Source organism: Pseudomonas sp. 8_5_2, assembly GCF_059295255.1.
The window spans coordinates 5,294,139-5,317,149 of record NZ_CM181238.1 but is presented as its reverse complement, the minus strand read 5'-3'; the positions used below and the strand labels follow the sequence as shown (position 1 = coordinate 5,317,149).

General features: G+C 63.6%; 23 protein-coding genes. 3 read left to right on the top strand and 20 right to left on the bottom strand.

Annotated elements, in window-relative coordinates:
• Window positions 1-57: 57 nt before the first annotated feature.
• The gene (locus tag AC5O5R_RS24360) at window positions 58-1,329 is read right to left on the bottom strand and encodes an Hsp70 family protein (RefSeq protein ID WP_494514785.1); all 1,272 of its coding nucleotides are present in this window, start codon (window positions 1,327-1,329) and stop codon (window positions 58-60) included.
• Window positions 1,330-1,505: 176 nt separating this feature from the next.
• Here AC5O5R_RS24360 and cbpA point away from each other — a divergent pair, with 176 nt between their 5' ends.
• Window positions 1,506-2,474, top strand: a complete 969-nt coding sequence (cbpA, locus tag AC5O5R_RS24355; protein WP_172228604.1) for a curved DNA-binding protein — start codon at window positions 1,506-1,508, stop codon at window positions 2,472-2,474.
• A 2-nt stretch (window positions 2,475-2,476) separates the two neighbouring features.
• The gene (locus AC5O5R_RS24350; RefSeq protein WP_494514784.1) at window positions 2,477-2,782 is read left to right on the top strand and encodes a chaperone modulator CbpM; all 306 of its coding nucleotides are present in this window, start codon (window positions 2,477-2,479) and stop codon (window positions 2,780-2,782) included.
• A gap of 126 nt (window positions 2,783-2,908) precedes the next feature.
• On the opposite strand, the gene AC5O5R_RS24345 is transcribed toward AC5O5R_RS24350, so the two are convergent.
• The 6 genes from AC5O5R_RS24345 to urtA all read right to left on the bottom strand — a co-directional run bounded on the left by AC5O5R_RS24345 (window position 2,909) and on the right by urtA (window position 9,126).
• Window positions 2,909-3,424 (bottom strand): GNAT family N-acetyltransferase, encoded by a 516-nt coding sequence (locus AC5O5R_RS24345; RefSeq protein WP_494511741.1) that lies wholly within the window; start codon window positions 3,422-3,424, stop codon window positions 2,909-2,911.
• Between the two features lie 31 nt (window positions 3,425-3,455).
• Window positions 3,456-4,154, bottom strand: a complete 699-nt coding sequence (gene urtE, locus AC5O5R_RS24340; RefSeq protein ID WP_172228598.1) for an urea ABC transporter ATP-binding subunit UrtE — start codon at window positions 4,152-4,154, stop codon at window positions 3,456-3,458.
• Between the two features lie 146 nt (window positions 4,155-4,300).
• Window positions 4,301-5,158: an urea ABC transporter ATP-binding protein UrtD gene (gene urtD / locus AC5O5R_RS24335; RefSeq protein ID WP_172228596.1), complete on the bottom strand. Its 858-nt coding sequence runs from the start codon at window positions 5,156-5,158 to the stop codon at window positions 4,301-4,303.
• Window positions 5,155-6,234: an urea ABC transporter permease subunit UrtC gene (gene urtC / locus AC5O5R_RS24330; protein ID WP_494511740.1), complete on the bottom strand. Its 1,080-nt coding sequence runs from the start codon at window positions 6,232-6,234 to the stop codon at window positions 5,155-5,157. Before urtC ends, urtD begins: the two co-directional genes overlap by 4 nt.
• The gene (gene urtB / locus AC5O5R_RS24325) at window positions 6,234-7,754 is read right to left on the bottom strand and encodes an urea ABC transporter permease subunit UrtB (protein ID WP_494514783.1); all 1,521 of its coding nucleotides are present in this window, start codon (window positions 7,752-7,754) and stop codon (window positions 6,234-6,236) included. The genes urtC and urtB overlap by 1 nt, the downstream gene beginning before the upstream one ends.
• Before the next feature lie 106 nt (window positions 7,755-7,860).
• The gene (urtA, locus tag AC5O5R_RS24320; protein WP_172227310.1) at window positions 7,861-9,126 is read right to left on the bottom strand and encodes an urea ABC transporter substrate-binding protein; all 1,266 of its coding nucleotides are present in this window, start codon (window positions 9,124-9,126) and stop codon (window positions 7,861-7,863) included.
• A gap of 276 nt (window positions 9,127-9,402) precedes the next feature.
• Here urtA and AC5O5R_RS24315 point away from each other — a divergent pair, with 276 nt between their 5' ends.
• Window positions 9,403-10,860, top strand: a complete 1,458-nt coding sequence (locus AC5O5R_RS24315; protein WP_494511739.1) for a hypothetical protein — start codon at window positions 9,403-9,405, stop codon at window positions 10,858-10,860.
• A 44-nt stretch (window positions 10,861-10,904) separates the two neighbouring features.
• Here the strand turns inward: AC5O5R_RS24315 and cycA are convergent, their stop codons facing one another.
• The 13 genes from cycA to cbiE form a co-directional block, all read right to left on the bottom strand.
• Window positions 10,905-12,332 carry a D-serine/D-alanine/glycine transporter gene (gene cycA / locus AC5O5R_RS24310; protein ID WP_494511738.1) on the bottom strand — a complete coding sequence of 476 codons (1,428 nt, stop codon included), beginning with the start codon at window positions 12,330-12,332 and terminating at the stop codon, window positions 10,905-10,907.
• 238 nt (window positions 12,333-12,570) lie between these two features.
• Window positions 12,571-13,938 carry a PepSY-associated TM helix domain-containing protein gene (locus tag AC5O5R_RS24305; protein WP_172227306.1) on the bottom strand — a complete coding sequence of 456 codons (1,368 nt, stop codon included), beginning with the start codon at window positions 13,936-13,938 and terminating at the stop codon, window positions 12,571-12,573.
• A gap of 57 nt (window positions 13,939-13,995) precedes the next feature.
• On the bottom strand, window positions 13,996-16,062 hold the full coding sequence (locus AC5O5R_RS24300) for a TonB-dependent copper receptor (RefSeq protein ID WP_494514782.1): 2,067 nt from the start codon (window positions 16,060-16,062) through the stop codon (window positions 13,996-13,998).
• Between the two features lie 66 nt (window positions 16,063-16,128).
• Complete coding sequence (locus AC5O5R_RS24295) at window positions 16,129-16,560, bottom strand: DUF2946 domain-containing protein (protein WP_494514781.1); 432 nt, start codon at window positions 16,558-16,560, stop codon at window positions 16,129-16,131.
• Window positions 16,561-16,582: 22 nt separating this feature from the next.
• Complete coding sequence (locus AC5O5R_RS24290; protein WP_172227300.1) at window positions 16,583-17,068, bottom strand: copper chaperone PCu(A)C; 486 nt, start codon at window positions 17,066-17,068, stop codon at window positions 16,583-16,585.
• 46 nt (window positions 17,069-17,114) lie between these two features.
• Complete coding sequence (locus tag AC5O5R_RS24285) at window positions 17,115-17,504, bottom strand: DUF2946 domain-containing protein (RefSeq protein ID WP_494514780.1); 390 nt, start codon at window positions 17,502-17,504, stop codon at window positions 17,115-17,117.
• A gap of 215 nt (window positions 17,505-17,719) precedes the next feature.
• Window positions 17,720-18,574, bottom strand: coding sequence for an SPFH domain-containing protein (locus tag AC5O5R_RS24280; RefSeq protein WP_172227296.1), 855 nt, complete (start codon window positions 18,572-18,574; stop codon window positions 17,720-17,722).
• 26 nt (window positions 18,575-18,600) lie between these two features.
• On the bottom strand, window positions 18,601-19,038 hold the full coding sequence (locus AC5O5R_RS24275) for an NfeD family protein (protein ID WP_172287385.1): 438 nt from the start codon (window positions 19,036-19,038) through the stop codon (window positions 18,601-18,603).
• 130 nt (window positions 19,039-19,168) lie between these two features.
• Window positions 19,169-19,579 (bottom strand): type II toxin-antitoxin system tRNA(fMet)-specific endonuclease VapC, encoded by a 411-nt coding sequence (gene vapC, locus AC5O5R_RS24270; protein WP_172227292.1) that lies wholly within the window; start codon window positions 19,577-19,579, stop codon window positions 19,169-19,171.
• Window positions 19,579-19,809, bottom strand: a complete 231-nt coding sequence (vapB, locus tag AC5O5R_RS24265) for a type II toxin-antitoxin system VapB family antitoxin (protein WP_172227290.1) — start codon at window positions 19,807-19,809, stop codon at window positions 19,579-19,581. The genes vapC and vapB overlap by 1 nt, the downstream gene beginning before the upstream one ends.
• Window positions 19,810-19,902: 93 nt before the next feature.
• Window positions 19,903-20,622, bottom strand: coding sequence for a cobalt-precorrin-6A reductase (locus AC5O5R_RS24260; protein ID WP_494514779.1), 720 nt, complete (start codon window positions 20,620-20,622; stop codon window positions 19,903-19,905).
• A complete protein-coding gene (locus AC5O5R_RS24255; protein ID WP_172227286.1) occupies window positions 20,619-21,713 on the bottom strand; it encodes a cobalt-precorrin-5B (C(1))-methyltransferase in 1,095 nt (364 codons plus the stop codon). Before AC5O5R_RS24255 ends, AC5O5R_RS24260 begins: the two co-directional genes overlap by 4 nt.
• A complete protein-coding gene (gene cbiE, locus AC5O5R_RS24250; protein WP_172228462.1) occupies window positions 21,706-22,917 on the bottom strand; it encodes a precorrin-6y C5,15-methyltransferase (decarboxylating) subunit CbiE in 1,212 nt (403 codons plus the stop codon). The genes AC5O5R_RS24255 and cbiE overlap by 8 nt, the downstream gene beginning before the upstream one ends.
• Window positions 22,918-23,011 lie beyond the last annotated feature (94 nt).

Sequence of the window (23,011 nt, the reverse complement as noted above, 5' to 3'; positions counted from 1 at the left end):
GTTTCCTGTAGGAGCGGCCTTGTGTCGCGATGGGCTGCAAAGCAGCCCCAAAATGGCTCAGGCCACGCCGTAACGCTTGCGCGCCTCGATGGCCAGCCCGCTACCGATGCTGCCAAAGATATTGCCTTCCACATGTCGCGCATTCGGCAACATCGCTGCCACGCTGTTGCGCAGTGCCGGAATGCCGCTGGAGCCACCGGTGAAGAACACCGTGTCGACCTGGGCTTCGCTGACGCCGGCCTTGGCCAGCAGTTCGCTCACGCTACCGCGCACGCGTTCCAGCAGGCTTTCGATGGCCTCTTCGAACAGCACACGGGTCAGTTCCGCCTTCAACTCAGGCTCGACACGGCGCAGGTCGATGATGCGGCTGTCATGCTCGGTCAGCTCGATCTTGCTGGCTTCCACTTCCATCGCCAGCCAGTGCCCCGCACGCTGCTCGATCAGCTTGAACAGTCGGTCGATGCCGAAGCTGTCCTCGATGTCGTAGCGCATGCTGCCCAGCGCCAGCTGCGACTTCTGCGAGTACAGGGCGTTGATGGTGTGCCAGGTGGCCAGGTTGAGGTGGTAGCTGGTAGGCATCAGCGCGCCGCTCTTCATGCGGCTGCCGTAGCCGAACAACGGCATGACGCCCTGCAGGCTCAGTTGCTTGTCGAAGTCGGTACCGCCAATGTGCACGCCGCCGGTGGCGAGGATATCGTCCTGACGTTCGGCTACCAGATGGCGCTCGGGCGACAGGCGGATCAGGGTGAAGTCGGAGGTACCACCGCCGATGTCGACGATCACCACCAGCTCTTCGCGGCTGATGCTCGACTCATAGTCGAAGGCCGCGGCAATCGGCTCGTACTGGAACGACACGTCCTTGAAGCCGATCTTGCGGGCTACGTCGGCCAGGGTGTCTTCGGCCTCCTGGTCGGCGGCGGTGTCTTCGTCGACGAAGAACACCGGGCGCCCCAGCACCACCTGGTCGAATTCGCGACCTGCGGCGGCTTCGGCGCGCTTTTTCAGCTCGCCGATAAACATGCCCAGCAGGTCCTTGAACGGCAACGCGCTGCCCAGCACGCTGGTGTCGTGCTTGATCAGCTTGGAGCCCAGCAGGCTTTTCAGCGAGCGCATCAGGCGGCCTTCGTAGCCCTCCAGGTACTCGTGCAGCGCCAGGCGGCCATACACCGGGCGACGCTCTTCGATGTTGAAGAACACCACCGAGGGCAAGGTGATCTTGCCGTCTTCCAGGGCAATCAGCGACTCCACGCCAGGGCGGTGCCAGCCGACCGTGGAGTTTGAGGTGCCAAAGTCGATGCCCAGGGCGCGGGCCGGGGATACGTCAGACATGGGAAATAAGCTTCCGGAGGCAAAACGGCCGCGCAGTTTATGCCACTTGGCTACAGAATCAAGACCAGTCGTCTGCCATGGCGCAACCCCAAGGCGGTCTTGAAAGGCTATGCTTGACCCCAATCTACAGTTGCATCTTCTGTTGCAACACGCACATTCACATTGGTGATCCACAGATGGACTTCAAAGACTATTACAAGATACTCGGCGTAGAGCCCACGGCGGACGACAAGGCGATCAAGGCCGCGTACCGCAAGCTGGCGCGCAAGTATCACCCCGATGTCAGCAAGGAGCGCGACGCCGAGGACAAGTTCAAGGAGGCCAACGAGGCCTACGAAGTGCTCGGTGACGCGCAGAAACGTGCCGAGTTCGACGAAATTCGCAAATATGGCGGCCAGCATGGCCGGCCGTTCCAGGCACCACCTGGTTGGGAAAACCGCGGCGGTGCCGGCGCAGGTGGCTTCGAGGGCGGTGATTTTTCCGACTTCTTCAGCTCGATTTTTGGCGCACGCGGCGGCAGCCCGTTCGGCGGTGGCGGCGGTGGCCGGCAACAACAACGCAGTGCCGGCAGACGAGGGCAGGATGTGGAGCTTGAACTGGCGGTGTTCCTCGAGGAAACCCTGAGCAAGGAATCCAAGCAGATCAGCTTCCAGGTGCCGCAAACCAATGCCATGGGCCAGCGCACCGGTTTTACCACCAAGACCCTGAACGTGAAGATTCCGGCTGGGGTAACCGACGGCGAACGCATCCGCCTGAAAGGCCAGGGCGCGCCGGGCAGTGGTGGCGGCGCCAATGGCGATCTGTTCCTGACCATCCGCATGGCACCGCACCCGCTGTTCGATGTCGAAGGTCATGACCTGATCATCACCGTGCCACTGGCACCGTGGGAGGCTGCCCTGGGGACCAAGGTCGCGGTGCCGACCCTGACCGGCAGGATCAACCTGACCATTCGCCCCGACAGCCAGAGCGGCCAGCGCCTGCGCGTGCCGGGCATGGGCCTGGCGAACAAGAACGGCGAGCGCGGGAACCTTTATGCGCAGCTGAAAGTGGTCATGCCGCCTGCCTCCGACGAGGCTGCCCGCGAACTGTGGAGCAAGCTTTCCGAGAAGGCTGCGTTCGACCCGAGGACACAATGGAGTAAGTGATCATGAGCAGCACCCTGATCGTTCAACTGGACATGCATACCCTGTGTCAGGAAGCCGATGTCACGGCTGACTACGTGATCGAAATCGTCGAGCACGGCATTGTCGAGCCTTCCGGGCGAACGCCGGATGACTGGCTGTTTGACGATCAGGCGCCGCTGGTGGCCAAGCGCGCGGTGAAGCTGCATCAGGAGCTGGAGCTGGAGTGGGAAGGGGTGGCGCTGGCGCTGGAGCTGCTGCAGGAAGTGCAGCAGTTGCGCAGTGAGAACAGCATGCTGAAGCAACGGTTGGGCAGGTTTACCCAGCTGTAACGGTTGCAGGCCTGGCCTCTTCGCGGGTAAACCCGCTCCCACAGGTGCAGCACAGGTTTCGGGAAATGTGCGGTCCCTGTGGGAGCGGGTTTACCCGCGAAGAGGCCAGGCCTGCAAGCATCAAACTCAGCTCGGTTCAGCCCCCGGGTTCAACACCAACTGCATGAAGATCAAATCCAGCCACCGGCCAAACTTCACCCCCACCTGTGGCATCTGCCCGGTCACCACAAATCCCAGCCGCTCATGCAGGCGCATCGAGCCCGCATTGCCGCTTTCGATGGCCGCCACCATCACATGCTTGCCGCAGCTGCGCGCCCGTTCTATCAGCGCCGCCATCAACAGCGGGCCCAGCCCTTTGCCACGCTGGTCATCACGGACATACACCGAGTGCTCCACGGTCTGGCGAAAACCTTCGAAAGGCCGCCAGTCGCCAAACGACGCATAACCCAGCACGCCGCTGTCATCTACCGCCACCAGGATCGGATAGCCCTGCTGCGCCCGCGCCTCGAACCAGGCCTGGCGGTTGGCCAGGTCCACCGGGGTCTCGTTCCAGATCGCCGTGGTATGGCGTACGGCATCGTTGTAGATCTCGAGGATGCCCGGCAGGTCGGCGGGCAGGGCATCGCGGATTCGGTCACTCATCACAGCATCTCGCAGGGTCGTTGTGTGCAGATTAAATGGTTACCAGCCCACGCACACCTTCGGCCTGCATGTTTTCACCGCGGCCGCGCTGCACGATCTCGCCCCGGGCCATGACCAGGTACTGGTCGGCCAGCGCTTCGGCAAAGTCGTAGAACTGCTCCACCAGCAGGATAGCCATGTCGCCGCGTTCGGCCAGGCGGCGGATGACCGCACCGATTTCCTTGATCACCGAGGGCTGGATGCCTTCGGTGGGCTCGTCGAGGATCAGCAGGCGCGGGCGACTGGCCAGGGCGCGGCCGATGGCCAGTTGTTGCTGCTGGCCGCCAGACAGGTCGCCGCCACGGCGCTGCTTCATCTGCTCCAGCACCGGGAACAGTTCGTAGATGAAGGCTGGCACCTCCCGCGCTTCACGTGCAGAAAAACGCGACAGGCCCATCAGCAGGTTTTCTTCCACCGTCAGCCGCGGGAATATCTCGCGGCCCTGTGGCACATAAGCGATACCGGCATGAACTCGTTGCTGGGGTTTGAGCGTGGTGATCGGCTGGCCTTCCCATTCGATGCTGCCGTCGCGGGTGGGCACCAGGCCCATCAGGCAGCGCAGCAGGGTGGTCTTGCCGACGCCGTTGCGGCCGAGCAGGCAGGTGACTTCACCGACCTTGGCTTCGAAGGACAGGCCGCGCAGGATGTGGCTGCCGCCGTAGTACTGGTGCAGGGTGTCGATCTTGAGCATGTCGGTGTTCCTGAAAGGTTTGCTGTGCCTGTGCCGGCCCTATCGCTGGCAAGCCAGCTCTTACAGGTAAAGCACAAGCTCCGAGGCCTGTGGGGGTTCTGTGGGAGCTGGCTTGCCGGCGATAGAGCCGGCACAGCTTTGAAGATCTAGCGGCCCAGATACACCTCGACCACCCGCTCATCCGCCTGCACCTGCTCCAGCGAACCCTCGGCCAGCACACTGCCCTGGTGCAACACGGTCACATGGTCGGCAATGCTGCCGACAAAGCCCATGTCATGTTCCACTACCATCAGCGAATGCTTGCCAGCCAGGCCCTTGAACAGCTCGGCGGTAAATTCGGTTTCGGCGTCGGTCATGCCGGCCACCGGTTCGTCCAGCAACAGCAATTGCGGCTCCTGCACCAGCAGCATGCCGATCTCCAGAAACTGCTTTTGCCCATGCGACAACAGGCCTGCCTGGCGCTGGGCCAAGGGCAGCAGGCGCAGGGTGGTCAGCACTTCGTCGATGCGCTGGCGCTGTTCAGCGCTCAAACGGGCCGCCAGGCTCGCCCACACCGATTTATTGGCCTTCAGCGCCAGCTCCAGGTTCTCGAACAGCGTCAGTGCTTCGAATACCGTCGGCTTCTGGAACTTGCGGCCAATGCCGGCCTGCGCGATCTGATACTCGCTCATGCCGGTCAGGTCGAGGGTGTCGCCGAAGTAGGCCGTGCCACTGTCGGGGCGGGTCTTGCCGGTGATCACGTCCATCATCGTGGTCTTGCCGGCGCCATTGGGGCCGATGATGCAGCGCAGTTCACCCACGCCGATGTACAGGTTGAGCGCGTTGAGCGCCTTGAACCCATCGAAGCTGACGCTGATGTCTTCCAGGCTCAGCACCGTGCCGTGGCGGGTGTCGAGGCCGGCCTTGCGGCGCTGGCCCAGGCCTATCGCCTCACGGCCGCTGCCGAGGTTGTCGAACACCGGCTCGAGCATGAATTCGGGGTGTACCGGGGGCACGCCTCTCATGGCTGGTTCCTTTTCTTCAACAGGCCGACTACGCCCTTGGGCAGGTACAGGGTAACGAGGATGAACAGCGCGCCGAGGAAGAACAGCCAGAATTCCGGGAAGGCCACGGTGAACCAGCTCTTCATGCCATTGACCAGCCCCGCACCCAGCAGCGGGCCGATCAACGTGCCGCGCCCGCCAAGGGCGACCCACACGGCGGCTTCGATGGAGTTGGTCGGTGACATCTCGCTGGGGTTGATGATGCCCACCTGCGGGACGTACAACGCGCCGGCCAGGCCGCACAGCACGGCGCTGAGTACCCACACCAGCAGCTTGAAGCCACGCGGGTCGTAGCCGCAGAACATCAGGCGGTTTTCGCCATCGCGCACGGCGGTAAGCAGGCGGCCGAACTTGCTGCGGGTCAGGCACCAGCACAGGTACAGGCTGGCCAGCAGCAGGCCGACGGTGAGCAGGAACAGCGCCGCGCGGGTGCCTTGCGCAGCAATCTCGAAGCCAAGGATGGTACGAAAGCTGGTGAAGCCGTTGTTGCCGCCAAAGCCAGTCTCGTTGCGGAAGAACAGCAGCATGCCGGCGAAGGTCAGGGCCTGGGTCATGATCGAGAAGTACACGCCCTTGATGCGTGAGCGGAAGGCGAACCAGCCGAACACCAGCGCCAGCAGCCCGGGTGCAAGGACCACCAGGCACAGCGCCCAGGCGAAGTGCTGGGTGCCGGCCCAGTACCACGGCAGCTCGGTCCACGACAGAAAGGTCATGAACCCCGGCAGGCTGTCGCCGGCGGCCTGGCGCATCAGGTACATGCCCATGGCGTAGCCACCCAGGGCGAAGAACAGCCCGTGCCCCAGCGACAACAGCCCGGCGTAACCCCAGACCAGGTCCAGGGCCAGGGCGACGATGGCATAGCAGAGGATCTTGCCGACCAGGGTCAGGGTGTAGGCCGATACCTGCAGGGCATGCTCGGCCGGCAGCAGCGACAGCAGCGGCAGGGCCAGCAACAGCAGGACGACGACAGTGCCGATGGCCAGCGACAGCCGTGGCCCGGCCTTTTGCGTAGCGGTGACAAGCAGTGGCTGGTTCATCAGTCGATTACCCGTCCCTTGAGGGCGAACAAGCCTTGCGGGCGTTTCTGGATGAACAGAATGATCAGCGCAAGGATGAGGATCTTGCCGAGCACGGCACCGATCTGCGGCTCCAGCAGTTTATTGGCGATGCCAAGGCCGAAGGCCGCCCACAGGCTGCCGGCCAGTTGCCCGACACCGCCAAGCACCACCACCAGGAACGAATCGATGATGTAGCTCTGGCCCAGGTCCGGGCCGACGTTGCCGACCTGGCTCAAGGCCACGCCGCCGAGCCCGGCGATGCCCGAGCCCAGGCCAAAGGCGAGCATGTCGACGCGCCCGGTGGACACGCCGCAGCAGGCAGCCATGTTGCGGTTCTGGGTGACCGCCCGCACGTTCAGGCCCAGCCGCGTGCGGTTGAGCAACAGCCAGGTGAGCAGTACCACGGCCAGGGCGAAGCCGATGATGACCAGTCGGTTGTACGGCAGCACCAGGTTGGGTAGCAGCTGGATGCCCCCCGACAGCCACGCCGGGTTGCTGACTTCGACGTTCTGCGCGCCGAACAGCAGGCGGATGGCCTGAATCAGGATCAGGCTGATGCCCCAGGTTGCCAGCAGGGTTTCCAGCGGCCGGCCGTACAGGTGGCGAATGACCGTGCGCTCCAGCAGCATGCCTACCCCGGCACTGACGGCGAAGGCCACCGGCAGGGCAATCAGCGGATAGAACTCGATGGCCCCTGGGGCATGGCGCTGCAGTAGCACCTGGACCATGTAGGTGCTGTAGGCGCCAAGCATCAGCATTTCGCCGTGGGCCATGTTGATCACCCCGAGCAGGCCGAAGGTGATCGCCAGGCCCAGTGCAGCCAGCAGCAGGATCGAGCCCAGTGACAGGCCGCTGAACGCCTGGCCGAGCAGCTCGCCGACCAGCAGCTTGCGCTTGACCTGGGCCAGGCTGGTTTCGGCGGCGGTGCGCACGCCCGGGTCGCTTTCGGCATCGGCTTGCAGCAAGGCTTCGAGGCGGGTGCGGGCCAGCGGGTCGCCGGTTTCACCCAGCAGGCGCACGGCGGCCAGGCGTACCGCAGGTTCGCTGGCGCCCAGTTGCAGGTTGGCCAGGGCCAGGCCCAGGGCCGCGTGCACGGCAGTGTCCGGCTCGGCAGCGAAGCGCCGGTCGAGAAAGGCCATTTGTGCCGGCTGTGCGCTCTTTTGCAGTTGCTGCGCGGCGGCCAGGCGCGTGTCGCTGTTGTCGCTGAGCAGTTGATGGCTGGCCAGGGCGTTGTCGATAAGGCCGCGCAGGCGGTTGTTCAGGCGCAGCTTGCGGGTGTCGTCAGTGGCAATTCGGCCTTGGCGCAGGTTTTCCAGCAGTGGCAGGCGCGCGGCATCGGGTTGTGCCGCCCAGCCTTCGAGCAGGCGGGCTTGCTCGGCGGGCTTGGCGGCGAGAAAGAATTCACCCTCGCTGGCGTGGGTGGCCAGGGGGATCAGCAAGAGCAGGGTGAGCAGCAGTCTGAGCATGCGGGTAATCCTGGAAATCGATGTTGGCCTCATCGCCGGCAAGCCAGCTCCCACAGGTCCTTCACAGGCCTTGAGGGTGCGCTTTCCGTGTGGGAGCTGGCTTGCCGGCGAATGGGCTGCAAAGCAGCCCCAGTGGCACTCAATTACCTTTCACTGCATAGTCCGGCCGCTTGTCATTACCCGGGATGAACGGGCTCCACGGCTGCGCCCGCAGCGGCTGCTCGGTTTCCCAGACCACGCTGAACTGCCCGTCATCCTGGATCTCGCCGATCATTACCGGCTTGTGCAGGTGGTGGTTGCTCTTGTCCATGGTCAGGGTGAAGCCCGAGGGTGCCTTGAAGCTCTGCCCGGCCAGCGCTTCGCGCACCTTGTCGACGTCGGTGGACTTGGCTTTCTCGACCGCCTGGGCCCACATGTGGATGCCCACGTAGGTGGCTTCCATCGGGTCGTTGGTCACCGCCTTGTCGGCGCCGGGCAGGCCTTTGGCCTTGGCGTAGGCTTTCCAGTCGGCGACGAACTGCTGGTTGACCGGGTTATCCACCGACTCGAAGTAGTTCCACGCCGCGAGGTGGCCCACCAGTGGCTTGGTGTCGATGCCGCGCAGCTCTTCTTCACCTACCGAGAACGCCACCACCGGCACCTCGGTGGCCTTCAGGCCCTGGTTGGCCAGTTCCTTGTAGAACGGCACGTTGGAGTCGCCGTTGACTGTGGAGATGACGGCGGTCTTGCCGCCAGCGGAGAACTTCTTGATGTTGGCGACGATGGTCTGGTAATCGCTGTGGCCGAACGGGGTGTAGACCTCTTCGATGTCCTTGTCGGCCACACCCTTGCTGTGCAGGAAGGCGCGCAGGATCTTGTTGGTGGTGCGCGGGTAGACGTAGTCGGTGCCCAGCAGGTAGAAGCGCCTGGCGCTGCCGCCGTCTTCGCTCATCAGGTAGTCCACGGCGGGGATGGCTTGCTGGTTGGGCGCGGCGCCGGTGTAGAACACGTTCGGCGACATCTCTTCACCCTCGTACTGCACCGGGTAGAACAGCAGGCCGTTGAGCTCTTCGAACACCGGCAGTACCGATTTGCGCGATACCGAGGTCCAGCAGCCGAACACCACTGCGACCTTGTCCTGGGTCAGCAGCTGGCGGCTTTTTTCGGCAAACAGCGGCCAGTTTGACGCGGGGTCGACCACTACCGGCTCGAGCAGCTTGCCGTTCACACCGCCCTTGGCGTTGATCTGCTCGATGGTCATCAGCGCCATGTCCTTGAGCGAGGTCTCGGAAATGGCCATGGTCCCCGACAGCGAATGCAGGATGCCGACCTTGATGGTCTCGGCCGCCTGGATACTCCAGCTCAGGCCCATTGCGGCAATCGATGCGCTGAGGGTAAAGGCCTTGATCAGACTGCGACGCTTCATGTGCTCTCTCCGCTGGTTTTTATAGGTTGGCCAAGCGGGGAGGGGCTTTGCAAGGGGTGTGCCTAACGGCGGAAGGTGCGTAATAGAGGGGGCGTGCGGGGCGTTGGGGCGTTATGCCGGGCCATATTGGTGCCTGGTGAGTTTGTGTGCACAGCGTTGGAGCTTTGCTGCTCGCAACACTAGCAGCAGGCTGTACCTAGCATTTTTGCCAGTAGGCGCAAGGGCATGGCATCCCTATCGTGTGCTGACCCGAATCCACTTCTGGAGATGCAGGCAATGAAGAATGCAGGATGCAGGAAGGCAAAGACCGCTGTGTGGGTGACATCACTGCTATTGCTCTTGGCCGGGTGCGCGCAGGATGCAGAATCGATAATGGGAAAAAGCCCGCTCGGGGCAACGGTCGCACAGGAATTGGGCGGCTACCGCTTCCACAACACCAATTCGCAACGCAATGTCCAAGGCTATGCGATCGAGAGCGGCAACCTTGCAGAGCCTCTCAAGGGCAGGATCGACGGTTCGTTGGTGGTGGTCACGGACAAGGATGGGGCGATAACGGCGATCATTGACCGGCCTGGGCGGCGTGGCGCGCTTTTTGTCGACAAAACTGGATCGCGGCGTTTTGTTGAAGAACCTGCTTACGATTATCTGAAAGCGGATACGTTGAAGGAGCGCGCAGGGCCTGCGCAGGTGCCGGGCGCTGACAAACCTGACAACGATGGCCAGATCGATGCCCTGATGCTGTTTTCGACGAAGGCCTTGGCGGTGCTGAATGCCGATCCTGTGGCATTCGCACTGGCACAACTGGAGACGTCCAACCTCGGGCTACGAAACTCACAGGTGGGAGGGGTTTCTTTGCGCCTTGCAGGTGTCCGCGTGACCGAAACTGACCTTCCTGTCGACGGGACTGGCCTGGTGAAAGTCAGGGACATGCTGACACCGCTGCGTCCGGTCTATAAGCACGATATCAATGTGGGATACTTCGACAATTCACCCTATGGCGGCATGGCTTATGTACCCGGCTCAGACAGCGTCAATAGCATTCATCATCCGTTAGCCTTTCGGCATGAGGTCGGCCATAACGTGGGCGGTAACCACTGCAATGAAACCGGTGCGGACAATTATCGCTTTGGCTACCAGACCTCCGGTGGCGCTCACACCATGCTGTGCGGCAACAACATACCGTACTACTCAAATCCTCAAGTTACTTATGGAGGCAGGCCTCTGGGAAATGCAAGGACCGCCGACATGGCCAGGCTCTGGCGTGAGGAGGCGGGACGGATGAGCGGATACAGCCCCGCGTTCGAAGGCACCCGACTTATCTATGTTTCTACCCAGCCAGAGTCAAGTGCAATCGTGGCTTTCATACCTGGGCGGTCCAGAATCGGAGTGGTGGCACTTTCCAGTGAAGTCGGCCCGACTTCATTGACCTATGGCGGCCCAGGCGTGACGACCTTGACCGCCAAATTGACGGGGAAAGATGGGGTAGCTCGATCTGTCAATCTGAGGGCTATGCGGCAGAATTCGGGCTGCCCGCGGACGACTATGAACAGCACACTTGTATGCCACCCCGATTTTGATGGTGGTCCGGTGCAGCTGATCATCGGTTACAGTGCACTGGATAATCCCGAGCTACCACCGGGTTGGTACAACGGTACGGTGACCCTTGAGGCACGCAATGACAGCGATCCGAACTGGAGAGCACCCATCCTCGTGAGCCTGGCAGTGCTTCGCTGACTGAGGTAGAACAAGGGCCTTGCTTGATCAAGGCCCCGGCCAGGTCATCGGTGCCCGGAGGTGCTCGATGAATGGCGTACGGCCGTGCGCGGCTGGCGCTTGCTGCGCACGAACTGATAGGTCACCGCCAGCAGCACGAACCAGATCGGTGTCACCAGCAAGGCCGAGCGGGTATCTGCCTCCAGGCTCAGCAGCACCAGGATGAAGGCAAAGAACACCAGGCACACGTAGCACATGAAACGCCCGCCCGGCATTTTGTACTTCGATGCCTGATGCAGTGCCGCACGGTTTTGACGGTACTTCAGGTACGACAGCAGGATCAGCGTCCAGACGAACATGAACAGTACCGCCGAAACGGTGGTGACCAGGGTGAAAGCCTCGACCACGTTCGGCACCAGGTAGATCAGCACCGCACCCAGCAGCAGGCAGGTGCAGGAGAAATACAGGCCGTTGGCGGGTACCGAGCGGCTCGACAGTTTCTCGAACGCCTTGGGCGCATCACCCTCCTGACTCAGGCCGTAGAGCATGCGGCTGGTAGAGAACACGCCGCTGTTGGCCGACGAGGCCGCCGAGGTCAGCACCACGAAGTTGATGATGCTGGCCGCTGCAGGCAGGCCGGCGAGCACGAACAACTCGACGAACGGGCTCTTGCCCGGCACCACATCGCGCCATGGCGTAACCGCCATGATCGCGATCAGCGCCAGCACGTAGAACACGATGATCCGGATCGGGATCGAGTTGATCGCCCGCGGCAGGGTGCGCTCCGGGTTCTTTGCTTCGGCGGCGGTGGTACCCACCAGCTCGATGCCGACGAAGGCGAACACGGCGATCTGGAAACCGGCGAAGAAGCCCATCAGGCCATTGGGGAACATGCCGCCGTCATTCCACAGGTTGGCCAGCTGCGCGGTGCTGCCGCTGGGCGAGGTGAAGCCGGTGATGACCATGTACAGGCCGGTAGCGACCAGGCCGAGGATGGCGACGATCTTGACCAGGGCGAACCAGAACTCCATTTCACCGAACATCTTCACGGTGACAAGGTTCAGCGACAGCAGCAGCCCCACGCAGGTCAGCGCCGGTATCCACTGCGGCAGGTCGGGGAACCAGAACTGCGTGTAGGCGGCGATGGCGACCACGTCGGCGATACCGGTGACCACCCAGCAGAACCAGTAGGTCCAGCCGGTAAAGTAGCCGGCCCAAGGGCCGAGCAGGTCGGCGGAGAAGTCGATGAACGACTTGTAGTTGAGGTTGGACAGCAGCAGTTCACCCATGGCGCGCATGACGAAGAACAGCATGAAGCCGATGATCATGTAGACGAAGATGATCGACGGCCCGGCCAGACTGATGGTCTTGCCCGAGCCCATGAACAGCCCGGTACCAATTGCACCGCCGATGGCGATCAGCTGGATGTGGCGGTTGGTCAGGTTGCGCTGCAGATGCTGTTCATCTGGCGCGGTCGGTGAGGTTTGCGTCATACGCTGCATTCCCTTGTAGAGGTCAGTCTTCTTGTCAGAGGTAGCCGGGTAGGCTAACACGCGCGTTCCAGTTCGGGGCGCGACAGATCGACTCTACATTTGGGTACCAGTGTTCTGTCTGTGCCGGCCTCTTCGCGGGTGAACCCGCTCCCACAGGATCATCACAGGTTTTCAGGCCTGTGATGTCCCTGTGGGAGCGGGTTCACCCGCGAAAGGGCCGGTACAGGCAGTACAATAATCAGACGCTGGCCAGCAACCGGCGGCGCCTCACCACCAGGCTATCTACCACCCACATCACCACCATCGACACGCCCACCAGCGGGAACATCACGCCGAGCAGCAGCATCACCCCCACCGCCCCCTTCCAGCGCGGCAAGTCATGACGCAAAGGCGGTACGCCCAGGCCGCCTTCCGGCCTGCGCTTCCACCACATCACCAGCCCGCTCACCGAACCCAGCAGGATCATCAGGCACACCAGCAGGATGATGATCTGGTTGAATGCCCCGAACATCTTGCCTTCATGCAGCATCACCCCCAGCTCGGTGGCGCGGGCGACCGGGCTGTAGTCCTGCCAGCGCACGTCGGCCAGCACCTTGCCGGTGTACTGGTCGACATGCAGGGTGGCGTCGTTGCGTGGGTCGTCGGCGAACACGGCGATGGTGAACACCCCGTCTGCCGTGGTCGGCAGGGTGATGCTGTAGCCCGGCTCGACCTGGCGCGAGGTGGCAATGTCCTCGACCTGCTGCACGCTGACCTGGGGCGCTGCGGGCATGTCCGACATCATGTGGTGGCCAGCGTGCTCGGCGTGCGCACCGGACTGTGGCATCGGTGTGTTTTCCATTGCCCAGGGTACGGTCTGGCGGTGCGCGCTGTTCAGTTCGCGCGCCTGCTGGTCCGACTTGGGTACGTCGTTCCACATGGCCGCCGGAAAGCGGTTCCACAAGTCGGCGTACTGCTTGCCCCACATGCCGGTCCAGGTCATGCCGCTGACCAGCATCAGCAACAACAGAGCCGACCCCCAGAAACCGGTTACCGCGTGCAGGTCACGCCACAGCAAGCGCCCGCGGGCGGAAAACCGCGGCCACAACACACCGGCGCTGCTGCGTCCGCGCGGCCACCAGAGGTAAAGGCCCGATACCACCAGCACGATGCCCCAGCCCGCTGCCAGCTCTACCAGGCGGTCACCGACCGTCCCGACCATCAATTCGCCATGCAGGGCGCGGGCGATGGCCTGCAGGTTCTGCTTGCCGTCCTGCTCGCCGAGGATCTTGCCGTTGTAAGGATCGACAAATACGTTCAGTTCGCGCCCGCCGTCGTGCACCACGAATTGCGCACTGCGCTCGGCGTTCAGCGGCGGCAGGTACTGGCCGACGTGGCCCTTGGGATAGGCCTGGCGTACTTCGGCCAGCATCAGGTCGGCGCCCTGTCGGTGGTGGCCGGCTTCGACCACCATCAGGTCGCGGTACAGCAGCGGGTCGAGCTGCGGCTTGAACAGGTAGATGATCCCGGTAATTGCCAGCAGGATCATGAACGGGGCTACGAACAGCCCCGCATAAAAGTGCCAACGCCAGGCCAGGTTGTAGAAAGAGATACGTGTTCCTCTCATGGGAACCTCCTGTTTGACCAGCTGATGGGCGCAACCGAAGTGGCGCCCGTTGTGTTGTCAGAAGCTGAAATCGACCTTGGTCCACAAGGTCCTGCCTGGCTCGTTGACCGGCTGTGGATCGCTGGCCGGGTAGCCGAACCCGGCGTTCCCTGCCAGGTTCAAGTGCTCGGCGTAGGTTTTGCCGAACAGGTTGTCGACCCCTGCGCTGAGCTTGAGGTTGTTGTTCACCTTGTAGGCACCGTTGAACGAGAACACACCAAAGCCGGCGCTTTTCTCGTAGTCCTTGCCGACCACGTTGCCCTGGTTTTCGGCAATGCGGTTCTGCGCCGCCACCAGCCGCCACAGGGCGCCGACGCTCCACACATCGCGGCTGTAGGTCAGTCCAAGGCGGCTTTCCAGGGGCGGCATCTGCGGTAGCGCTTTGCCATCACTGCTGTTCTTGCCCCAAGCGTAGGCGAGCGTGGCGTCGGCTTTCCAGTTCTCAGCGAGCTGGTAGGCGGCGCCCAGTTCGCCGCCCATGATGCGGGCGTCGATGTTCTGCGCCTGGGAGGTGCTCATGCCCATCATGCCGGTGCGGTAGTCGAACAGGATGTAGTCGCGGATTTGCCCGACATAGCCCGAGGCCCAGGCTTCAAGGCGCTCTGTGCGGTACTGGATGCCGAAGTCGAGCTGGGTGGTTTTCTCCGGCTTGATGCCATCGAAGGCATTGGCCGCGCCAGCTGGCGCCAGCTTGGGCGAAAACAGCTCCCAGTAGTCGGGGAAGCGCTGGGCGTGGCCGAGGCCGATGTAGGTGGTAGCCGGGATGGCAGCCAGGTCGTGCTCGTAGCGGATGAAAGCACTGGGCAGGGTGTCGGCGCGGGTGTCGCCTTCGGTGGCGCTGCCCTGGCGGAAATCGCGGGCCGAGGCGCGGTCCAGGCGGGCGCCGGTGATCAGTCGGTCTTCGGCGCTGGCGTACCAGGTCAGCTCGCCGAAGGCACCGTAGTTATGAAAGTCGGCGTCCTTGGTCCAGGCCTGGCCCTTGTGCGCGTCGACCCCCATGCCGCCTCGCTGGCGGTGCTCATTGGTCTGCGCGTCGATGCCGCTGATCAGTTGCACGTCTGCCCAGCGCCAGGTGGCCTTGATGCGCGCGCCCAGGGTGCGGCGGTCGACGTTGCTGACCATCGGCATGCCCATCATGCCGCTGCCCGACGGCGTGCGCAGGCTGTAGTTGTCCATCACGTGGTCGGCGTAGTTGTAGTAGACCTGCGCTTCGACCTTGTCGAGGACCTCGCCGAGGTTGGACTTTTCAAAGCGCAGGCCCAGGCTCTCGCGCTTGAACTGCGAACCGTCCATGCCGCGCCCGGCGTAGCGGGCCTCGCCATCACCCTTGCCGGCAGTCAGCTCCAGCAAGGTGTCCTGGTCAGGTGTCCAGCCGAGGGCGACATCGCCGTTCCACTTGTCCCAGCGGGAGGGCACGGTGTCGTTGTTGCCGTCGTGGTAGTCGTCCGAGCGTGACTGGTTGCCGACGAAGCGCGCGTAGGCCTGGCTGTTGCCGGCAGCCGCATCCAGCACCTTGTCGAAGCGGCCGTTGGAGCCGGCCAGCAGGCTGGCGTTGACCCGGCTGCCGAGGATGCCGAACTTCTCTGGTTCGCGCTCGAAAAGGATCGTGCCTGCCGAGCCGCCCGGGCCCCAGATCACGCTTTGCGGGCCTTTGATCACGGTGAGACGGTCGTAGGTTTCCGGCGAAATGTAGGACGTGGGCGCGTCCATGCGATTGGGGCAAGCGCCCAGCATCAGGCCGCCATTGGTGAGGATGTTCAAACGCGAGCCGAACATGCCGCGCAGTACCGGGTCGCCGTTGGTGCCACCAGCGCGGATCGCCGAGAAGCCGGGGATGGTCTTCAGGTAGTCGGCGCCGTCACTGGCCGGCACGGGCTGGCGCGGGTCTTTAGGGTTGGTGACCACGGTCAGCGGCGAGCTGGGGGCCACGGCGGTAATCACCGTCGGGCTCAGCTCGGGTGCATCGTGCGCATGGCCTTCATGGCCAGGGTCGGCGGCCAGGGCCACGGGCGCGAGCAGCGAGCCGCACACGGCGGCAATGGTCCCTCGCAGGGACAGGGCAAAAACAGGGGTGCAGCCAGACATAGTGATTCCAGTCGATCAGTCATGGGGCAGCGCGAAGCCTCCTGGCTCCGTGCACAAAAAAAGGATTCAGACGTTGATCGAGGCAGGCGGGGCGCGGCTGCGCGCACCGGGGAATACCGCCTGCCGGGCATGGCCCTGGTGCGTTGGCGCAAGCAGGTGAGTGGTGGGGGCGATGCTCTCGGCACTAAGCGGGCTGAGGGCCTGGGGCAGGGCGGGGCAGTTGAACAACAGGCTGCAGTAACCGCACTTTTCCCACATGACATGCAGCTGGCCATCGCCGCTGTGGCCGTGATGAGCGCCCTCGCCATGCTGATGCGCAGCCGGCATTGGCATGTCCATTGGCATGCTCATGCCGGCGTGGTGGTCCATCGGCATTGACTGGGAAATCAGCGGGCCGATGAAGATCATCCACATGGCGAACAGGCTCAGCCACCCGCCACCGGCGCGCCTGCGGTCAGGGCGGGTGGTACGGCGGCAGCTGTTGCGCGGCAAGCTCATGGCGAGCGCCTTTGAGCAGTGGTCAGTGCGCGTGTTCGTGGCCTTGCGGCTGGTCCGTCGGCGCCTGCTTCTGTACGGCTACCTGGACAGTGATGTCGCCTGCCTTTTCGAAGTGCAGGGTCAACGGGAAGCGCTTGCCGTCGCTGAGAAGGCTGCGGTCCTTGGGCTGCATCAGCATCACATGGTAGGCGCTGGGGGCGAAGGTGAGGTCCTTGCCGGCGGGCACCACCACGTTGGGTACCTGCTGCATCTTCATGGCACCGGCGGCGCTCATGACATGCTCGTGCAGTTGCGCATCATCGCTGATGGGGCTGTCGACGCTGAGCAGGCGGTCGTCGGCGCTGCCGTTGTTGTGCACCACGAAATAGGCGGCGACATTGGGTGCGTTGGGTGGCAACTGCAGCGACCAGGGATGGGCGATGTGCAGGTCGCCCACGGTGTATTCGTGGGCATTGGCAAAGGCGCCGGGCAGCAGCAGGGCGGCCATGACGAGGGCGTGCTTGAGCATGGTGAATCTCCGTTCTGTTCAGGTTCAGGCAGTCAGCGTGATGAACTCAGGCCAGCGGAGAGGCACGGGGGTTGAGCGCAGGCCAGAGCTGGCGCGGCGTGGGTTGGTACTTGGCGGGTGGCTGCAGCAGCCCTGTCAGCAGTGTCGGCGGGTTGTGCAACTGCGGCGGGTAACCAGGCAGGGCCAGCAGCGGTGCGGCGCCGGAACAGCACCAGCAGTTCATCATGCTGGCGCTGTCGTCGCTTTGCGGGCCAAGGTCGATCTTGGCCAGGGCCTGCACATCGACTTTGGCCTTGCTGCCCATGCTGGAACAGAAAGCCCCCCACAGCAGCTGCTCGGCCGGGCCCTTGGGCACGGCTGAGGCCAGCGGCATGGCCAGCAAGTTGAACAGCACTGCAAGGCAGGCTATCCAGGCAATGTGCCGACGTGGGGGCATGGAGAGATCCGGTCAGGAATCGTGGTGGGTATTGTAAGGCGGAGTATAGGTAAAAATGGCGGGGTGCGGTGAAGTGACGCAGGTTGGCTGGCTGTCGGCGGCTGCTTTGCAACCCGATCGCCAGCAAGCCATCTCCCACAGGGACCGCGCAGGTCGCAGGGCCTGTGCTGCAACCAGTGGGAGCGAGCAGGCCCGCGAAGAGGGTTGAATCAATCTCAGGACTTGTTACGGCCCATCAGCCCACGCACGGTTTCTTGCAGGTCCGCTGGCAGCACCACGACCTTGGCGTTGTCGCTGCCGGCCAGGTTCTCCATGGCACCGATATAGCGCTCACCCAGCAGGTACATCGCCGGCACGGTTTCGTTGCCCACCGCTTCCTTCACCAGCGAAATCGCCCGGGCCGAGGCCTCGGCCAGGCTGATCTGCGCCTCGGCATCGAGCCGGGCCGCCTGCAGGCGCGCTTCGGCCTCGAGGATCGCTGCCTGCTTGGCACCTTCGGCGCGGGTCACGTCGGCCTTGCGCTCACGTTCGGCCGCCGCCTGGCGCTCCATGGCCAGTTGCATGTTCTCGGAAGGCTTGATGTCCTGGATTTCCACCGAACGTACGGTCACGCCCCAGTCTTCGGTCTGTTCGGACATCGCCTCGCGCAAGCGTGCCTTGATCTGCTCGCGGCTGGACAGCGCCTCGTCGAGGTCCATGGCGCCGACGATGGCGCGCAGCGAGGTCATGGTCAGGCTGGTGACGGCGAACGAGAAGTTCTGTACGCCATAGGAAGCCTTCTGCGGGTCGACAACCTTGGCGAAGCACAGGGCGTTGGCAACGATTACCGCGTTGTCACGGGTGATGATTTCCTGCTGCTGCACATCGAGGATGATGTCCTTGGTCGGCAGGCGGTAGGCGACCACGTCCATGTACGGGATAAGAATGTTCAGGCCAGGCTTGAGCGTGCTGTGGTAGCGGCCCAGGCGCTCGACGATCCACTCCTCGCCCTGGGGCACGATGCGTACCCCTTTGAACACGGTGATCAGGACAAACAGGGCGATGGCGGCAACGACGATGAGGCTGGTCATGATGCTAACTTCCTTTTAATGCGGATTCAGGCCCGGATGACGCGGGCGGTGTTGCCCTCGATGGCACTCAGGCGTACCCGTTCGCCAGCCGCGATCTCGCTGTCGGCGATGCAGGTCCATTCTTCGTTGCCGAGGATCGGCTTCTGGAAGCGCACCCGGCCTTTCTGGAACTCCGACACGCCAATGGTCAGCAGGCCCACTTCGCCGATCACGCTGTCGGCAGTCCAGCGCACATCCGGCTGCTTGCGCCGGAGCAGCTTGAACCACAACGCCGTGGTGACCGATGACAGCAGCACCCACAGCAGCACTTGCATGTCCAGCTGCAGGGCGGGGGCGGCGAGCGAGATGAGCGAGACCAGCACGGCACCGATGCCGAACCAGAGGATGAAGAACGTTGGCAGGACCAGTTCCAGCAGGATCAGCGCGATGCCGAAGACCAGCCAGATCCACCATTGCATTTCCATATGGGTGAAACCTTCCGGGGGAGGGGGTTGAAGCTTAATGCAGCTTTAGTCTTGAAGGCATTTGGATGCACGCGTTGGGCCGTGAGAAAGGGCGCTTGAGAATGTAGGAAAGATGACAGGTGAGCAGATTTCAACAGCCTGAGCCCAGCCAGTCTTCTACCCGTAGCCCAGGTACCCGCTGAAATTCACGGAGGTTGTTGGTGACCAAAATCAGGCCAAGCGCCCGGGCATGGCCAGCAATCAATTGGTCGTAAGGCCCGATTGGCGTGCCAGCCTTTGCCAGCTCCGCGCGGAGTTGGCCGCTGTGCTCCGCTGCATGATCATCGTAGTCAAGTACCTCCAGGCGCGCAGCGAACCCTTCGACGACGGCAAGATTTCGTTGTGGGTTGGCTGACTTCTCTGCGCCGTAGATCAACTCCATCAAGGTCACGGTACTGATCCCCAGCTGGCCATGGTGGCGATTGAACGCCTCGCGAACAACTTGGGGTTTGTTTTTGATCGTGAAAATGCAGATGTTGGTGTCCAGCAGATACCTGAGCATTAAAACCCTTCGCGTTCCTGGTCAGCGGGTTGATCACGGCTAGCCATGTAGTCCGGCGTTGCATCCTCAGCGTCGAACCAGCTGTCCCATGCTTCCCCGGCAGGTGTGATGATGCGCGTGCGGCCTACCGCAACGATGTCCACACGGGTTACGTCTTCAGGAAGGGCTACGGACTTTGGCAAACGGATGGCCTGGCTGCGGTTGCTTCTGAAGACTGCACCTTGCTCCATGATTGGCCTCCTTGAAAAGCGGCAATGTGTGACTGAAGTTTAAGTGGGGCGATGTATATGTCAATGGGATATACGTATGGGCGAGGCGAGCACTTACAGTGCGAGTCTGACGAGCAGTTCATCTGCACCTGCCAGCTCCAGGTCCACCGTTGGTAACTTCGGCCGCTTGAGGATGAGTACGGGCACGCCCAGGTCCCTGGCCACCTCCAGCTTCGGCTCAGTGGCTACGCTGCCACTGTTTTTGCTGATCAGCACATCGATGTTGCGACGCTGGAACAAAGTCCGCTCTTCCTGGATATGGAATGGCCCGCGCGCGCCAATCACCTCACAGCGCGCGTTACCAGTGCAGGCCTCCAGCGCCCGCAAGGTCCAGAACTGCTCCGGCGGAATCTCGTCCAGATGTTGCAACGGCTCACGCCCCAGCGTGAACAACGGCCTGCGGAACGGCTTGAGCGCCTCCATCAGTCCTGCCCAGTCCTCTACCTCGCGCCAATCGTCCCCCGCCTGAGCTTGCCAGGCCGGGCGGCGCAAGGCCCAGCACGGGATGCCAGCACTGCGCGCGGCGCTGGCGGCGTTGCGGCTTATCTGCGCAGCATAGGGGTGGGTAGCATCGATCAACAACGTGATGCCTGCTTCGCGCAGGTAACTGGCCAGGCCCTCGGCGCCACCGAAGCCGCCGACGCGTACCTGGCACTGCAGGTCCTGCGGCACGCGGCCGATACCGGCCAGGCTGTAGACGTGCTGAGGGCCGAGGCGGCGGGCGATGGCCAGGGCTTCGGTGATGCCGCCTAGCAGCAAGATGCGAGTCGTCATTGCACACCTGCCTTGCCGACGATGCCGCCCTGGCGGTCGATGGCGAACACCTCCACTTGTACTTGTGCCGGCACCACGCTGCGGGCAAAGGCCAGGGCGTGGGCACACACCGCGTCGCCCAGGGCGATGCCGGCTGCATGCGCCAGCGCCAGGGCCTGCTGGCTGGTGTTGGCGCCGATGATGGCGGCCTGCAGCGCTTCGTCCGCGCCGATAGCTGCGGCCCAGCCGGCGAGTTGCGGCAGGTCGATGCTGGAATGACGGCTGTGCAGGTCCATGTGCCCGGCTGCCAGCTTGCTGATCTTGCCAAAACCGCCACACAGGGTCAGGCGTGGCACGGGCACCTTGCGCAGGTGCTTGAGCACCGCGCCGACGAAATCGCCCATTTCGATCAGGGCGATTTCCGGCAGGGCGTAGACCCGGCGCATGGTGTCCTCGCTGGCGTTGCCGGTGCATGCGGCGATGTGCGTGTAGCCGTTGGTGTGGGCCACGTCGATGCCCTGGTGGATCGAGGCAATGTAGGCCGCGCAGGAAAACGGCCGCACGATGCCGCTGGTGCCGAGGATCGACAGCCCGCCCAGGATGCCCAGCCGCGGGTTCATGGTCTTCAGGGCCAGTTGCTCGCCGCCCTGCACGTTGACCGTGACTTCGAAGCCGCCCGGGTAGCCGCACTGGTCGGCCAGGTTTTGCAGATGTTCGCTGATCATGCGCCGCGGCACCGGGTTGATGGCGGGCTCGCCCACCGCCAGCACCAGCCCCGGGCGGGTCACGGTGCCTACGCCAGCGCCAGCGACAAATCGGAAACCCGGCTCGCCCAGCAGGCGCACCTGGCTGTAGAGCAGGGCACCGTGGGTCACATCCGGATCGTCGCCAGCGTCCTTGAGTGTGCCGGCTTCGGCGCGTTCGCCAACGAGACGGCAGAATTCCAGCCGCATTTGCACCACCTTGCCCTTGGGCAGGGTGATGCTCAGCGCATCGTCACACTGCCCGGTGAGCAGCAGCCTGGCCGCCGCCAGGCTGGTGACGGTGGCGCAGCTGCCGGTGGTGAGGCCGCTGCGCAGAGCGGCAGGCTGTTCGCGGGTTTCTTCACGCATCGACGGGTTTCACCACTTCCAGCAGGGTGATCGGCAGCGCCTGGCGCCAGGTGTCGAACGAGCCCAAGGGTTGCGCGTGGGCGACGTGGATGCGGGTCAGTTCGCCACCGTGGCGTTCGCGGAAATGCGCCAGGGCCAGTTCGCTTTGCAGGGTTACCGCATTGGCCACCAGCCGGCCGCCGGGGCGCAGGCTTGCCCAGCACAGGTCGAGCACACCTTCACGGGTGACGCCGCCACCGATGAAGATTGCATCCGGTTGCTCCAGACCTTCCAATGCCATAGGGGCCTTGCCGCGTACCAGTTGCAGGCCGGGGACGCCCAGCGCATCGCGGTTATGTTCGATGAAACCCTGGCGGCCTTCATCGGCCTCGATGGCCAGGGCGCGACAGGCCGGGTGGGCGCGCATCCATTCGATGCCGATCGAACCGCAGCCTGCGCCAACGTCCCAGAGCAATTCACCGGGCTGCGGTGCCAGGCGCGCCAGGGTGATGGCGCGGACATCGCGCTTGGTCAGCTGGCCGTCGTGCTCGAAGGCACTGTCTGGCAACCCGGCCAGCCTGTGCAGGCGCGGCGCATCGGGTGCCGCCAGGCATTCGATGGCTACCAGGTTGAGGGCAGCGATATCGGCATGCGGCCAGTCCTGCGCAGTGCCGGCCAGCGTTTTTTCCGCGTCGCCGCCCAAGTGTTCGAGCACCTGCAGGCGGCTTGGACCGAAGCCACGCGCACGCAGCAACGCGGCGATCGCTGCGGGGCTGTCGCCATCGTTGCTCAGCACCAGCAGGCGCACGCCGCTGTGCAGGCAGGCATTCAGCGCCGTCAGGGGCCGTGCGACCAGCGACAGCACTTGCACGTCCTGCAGCGGCCAGCCCAGGCGGGCGGCCGCCAGGGCACAGGAAGAGGGCATCGACAGCACGCGCATTTCTGCTGCAGGTACCTGGCGGGCCAGGCTGGCACCGACGCCATAGAACATCGGGTCGCCGCTGGCCAGAACGCACACCGGCTCGCCGCGCAGGGCCAGCACCGGGGCCAGGGAGAACGGGCTTGGCCAGCCCAGCCGTGTGCCGGACACGCAGCGAGGGAGCAAGGCCAGCTGGCGGGGGCTGCCGAAGATCTTTGCAGCGGCCAGCAGCGCGCGCCGGGGCTGTTTGCCCAGGCCAGTGAAGCCGTCTTCGCCGATGCCTATTACTGTCAGCCAGGGGGTCATGTGTTTCAATCCGCCATTTTTGGGGCGCTTTGCGCCCCTTCGCGGGTGAACCCGCTCCTACAGGATGTGGGGCAACGATGATCCTGTGGGAGCG

Coding starts and splice junctions, on each gene's coding strand:
- vapC (WP_172227292.1), bottom strand. CDS start 19,579: ATGCTCAGGTATCTGCTGGACACCAACATCTGCATTTTCACGATCAAA.
- AC5O5R_RS24260 (WP_494514779.1), bottom strand. CDS start 20,622: ATGACGACTCGCATCTTGCTGCTAGGCGGCATCACCGAAGCCCTGGCC.
- AC5O5R_RS24285 (WP_494514780.1), bottom strand. CDS start 17,504: ATGCCCCCACGTCGGCACATTGCCTGGATAGCCTGCCTTGCAGTGCTG.
- AC5O5R_RS24280 (WP_172227296.1), bottom strand. CDS start 18,574: ATGACCAGCCTCATCGTCGTTGCCGCCATCGCCCTGTTTGTCCTGATC.
- AC5O5R_RS24315 (WP_494511739.1), top strand. CDS start 9,403: ATGAAGAATGCAGGATGCAGGAAGGCAAAGACCGCTGTGTGGGTGACA.
- AC5O5R_RS24275 (WP_172287385.1), bottom strand. CDS start 19,038: ATGGAAATGCAATGGTGGATCTGGCTGGTCTTCGGCATCGCGCTGATC.
- AC5O5R_RS24360 (WP_494514785.1), bottom strand. CDS start 1,329: ATGTCTGACGTATCCCCGGCCCGCGCCCTGGGCATCGACTTTGGCACC.
- cbiE (WP_172228462.1), bottom strand. CDS start 22,917: ATGACCCCCTGGCTGACAGTAATAGGCATCGGCGAAGACGGCTTCACT.
- cycA (WP_494511738.1), bottom strand. CDS start 12,332: ATGACGCAAACCTCACCGACCGCGCCAGATGAACAGCATCTGCAGCGC.
- urtC (WP_494511740.1), bottom strand. CDS start 6,234: ATGAACCAGCCACTGCTTGTCACCGCTACGCAAAAGGCCGGGCCACGG.
- urtE (WP_172228598.1), bottom strand. CDS start 4,154: ATGCTCAAGATCGACACCCTGCACCAGTACTACGGCGGCAGCCACATC.
- urtD (WP_172228596.1), bottom strand. CDS start 5,158: ATGAGAGGCGTGCCCCCGGTACACCCCGAATTCATGCTCGAGCCGGTG.
- AC5O5R_RS24350 (WP_494514784.1), top strand. CDS start 2,477: ATGAGCAGCACCCTGATCGTTCAACTGGACATGCATACCCTGTGTCAG.
- AC5O5R_RS24345 (WP_494511741.1), bottom strand. CDS start 3,424: ATGAGTGACCGAATCCGCGATGCCCTGCCCGCCGACCTGCCGGGCATC.
- AC5O5R_RS24305 (WP_172227306.1), bottom strand. CDS start 13,938: ATGAGAGGAACACGTATCTCTTTCTACAACCTGGCCTGGCGTTGGCAC.
- cbpA (WP_172228604.1), top strand. CDS start 1,506: ATGGACTTCAAAGACTATTACAAGATACTCGGCGTAGAGCCCACGGCG.
- urtA (WP_172227310.1), bottom strand. CDS start 9,126: ATGAAGCGTCGCAGTCTGATCAAGGCCTTTACCCTCAGCGCATCGATT.
- AC5O5R_RS24290 (WP_172227300.1), bottom strand. CDS start 17,068: ATGCTCAAGCACGCCCTCGTCATGGCCGCCCTGCTGCTGCCCGGCGCC.
- vapB (WP_172227290.1), bottom strand. CDS start 19,809: ATGGAGCAAGGTGCAGTCTTCAGAAGCAACCGCAGCCAGGCCATCCGT.
- AC5O5R_RS24255 (WP_172227286.1), bottom strand. CDS start 21,713: ATGCGTGAAGAAACCCGCGAACAGCCTGCCGCTCTGCGCAGCGGCCTC.
- AC5O5R_RS24295 (WP_494514781.1), bottom strand. CDS start 16,560: ATGAGCTTGCCGCGCAACAGCTGCCGCCGTACCACCCGCCCTGACCGC.
- urtB (WP_494514783.1), bottom strand. CDS start 7,754: ATGAGGCCAACATCGATTTCCAGGATTACCCGCATGCTCAGACTGCTG.
- AC5O5R_RS24300 (WP_494514782.1), bottom strand. CDS start 16,062: ATGTCTGGCTGCACCCCTGTTTTTGCCCTGTCCCTGCGAGGGACCATT.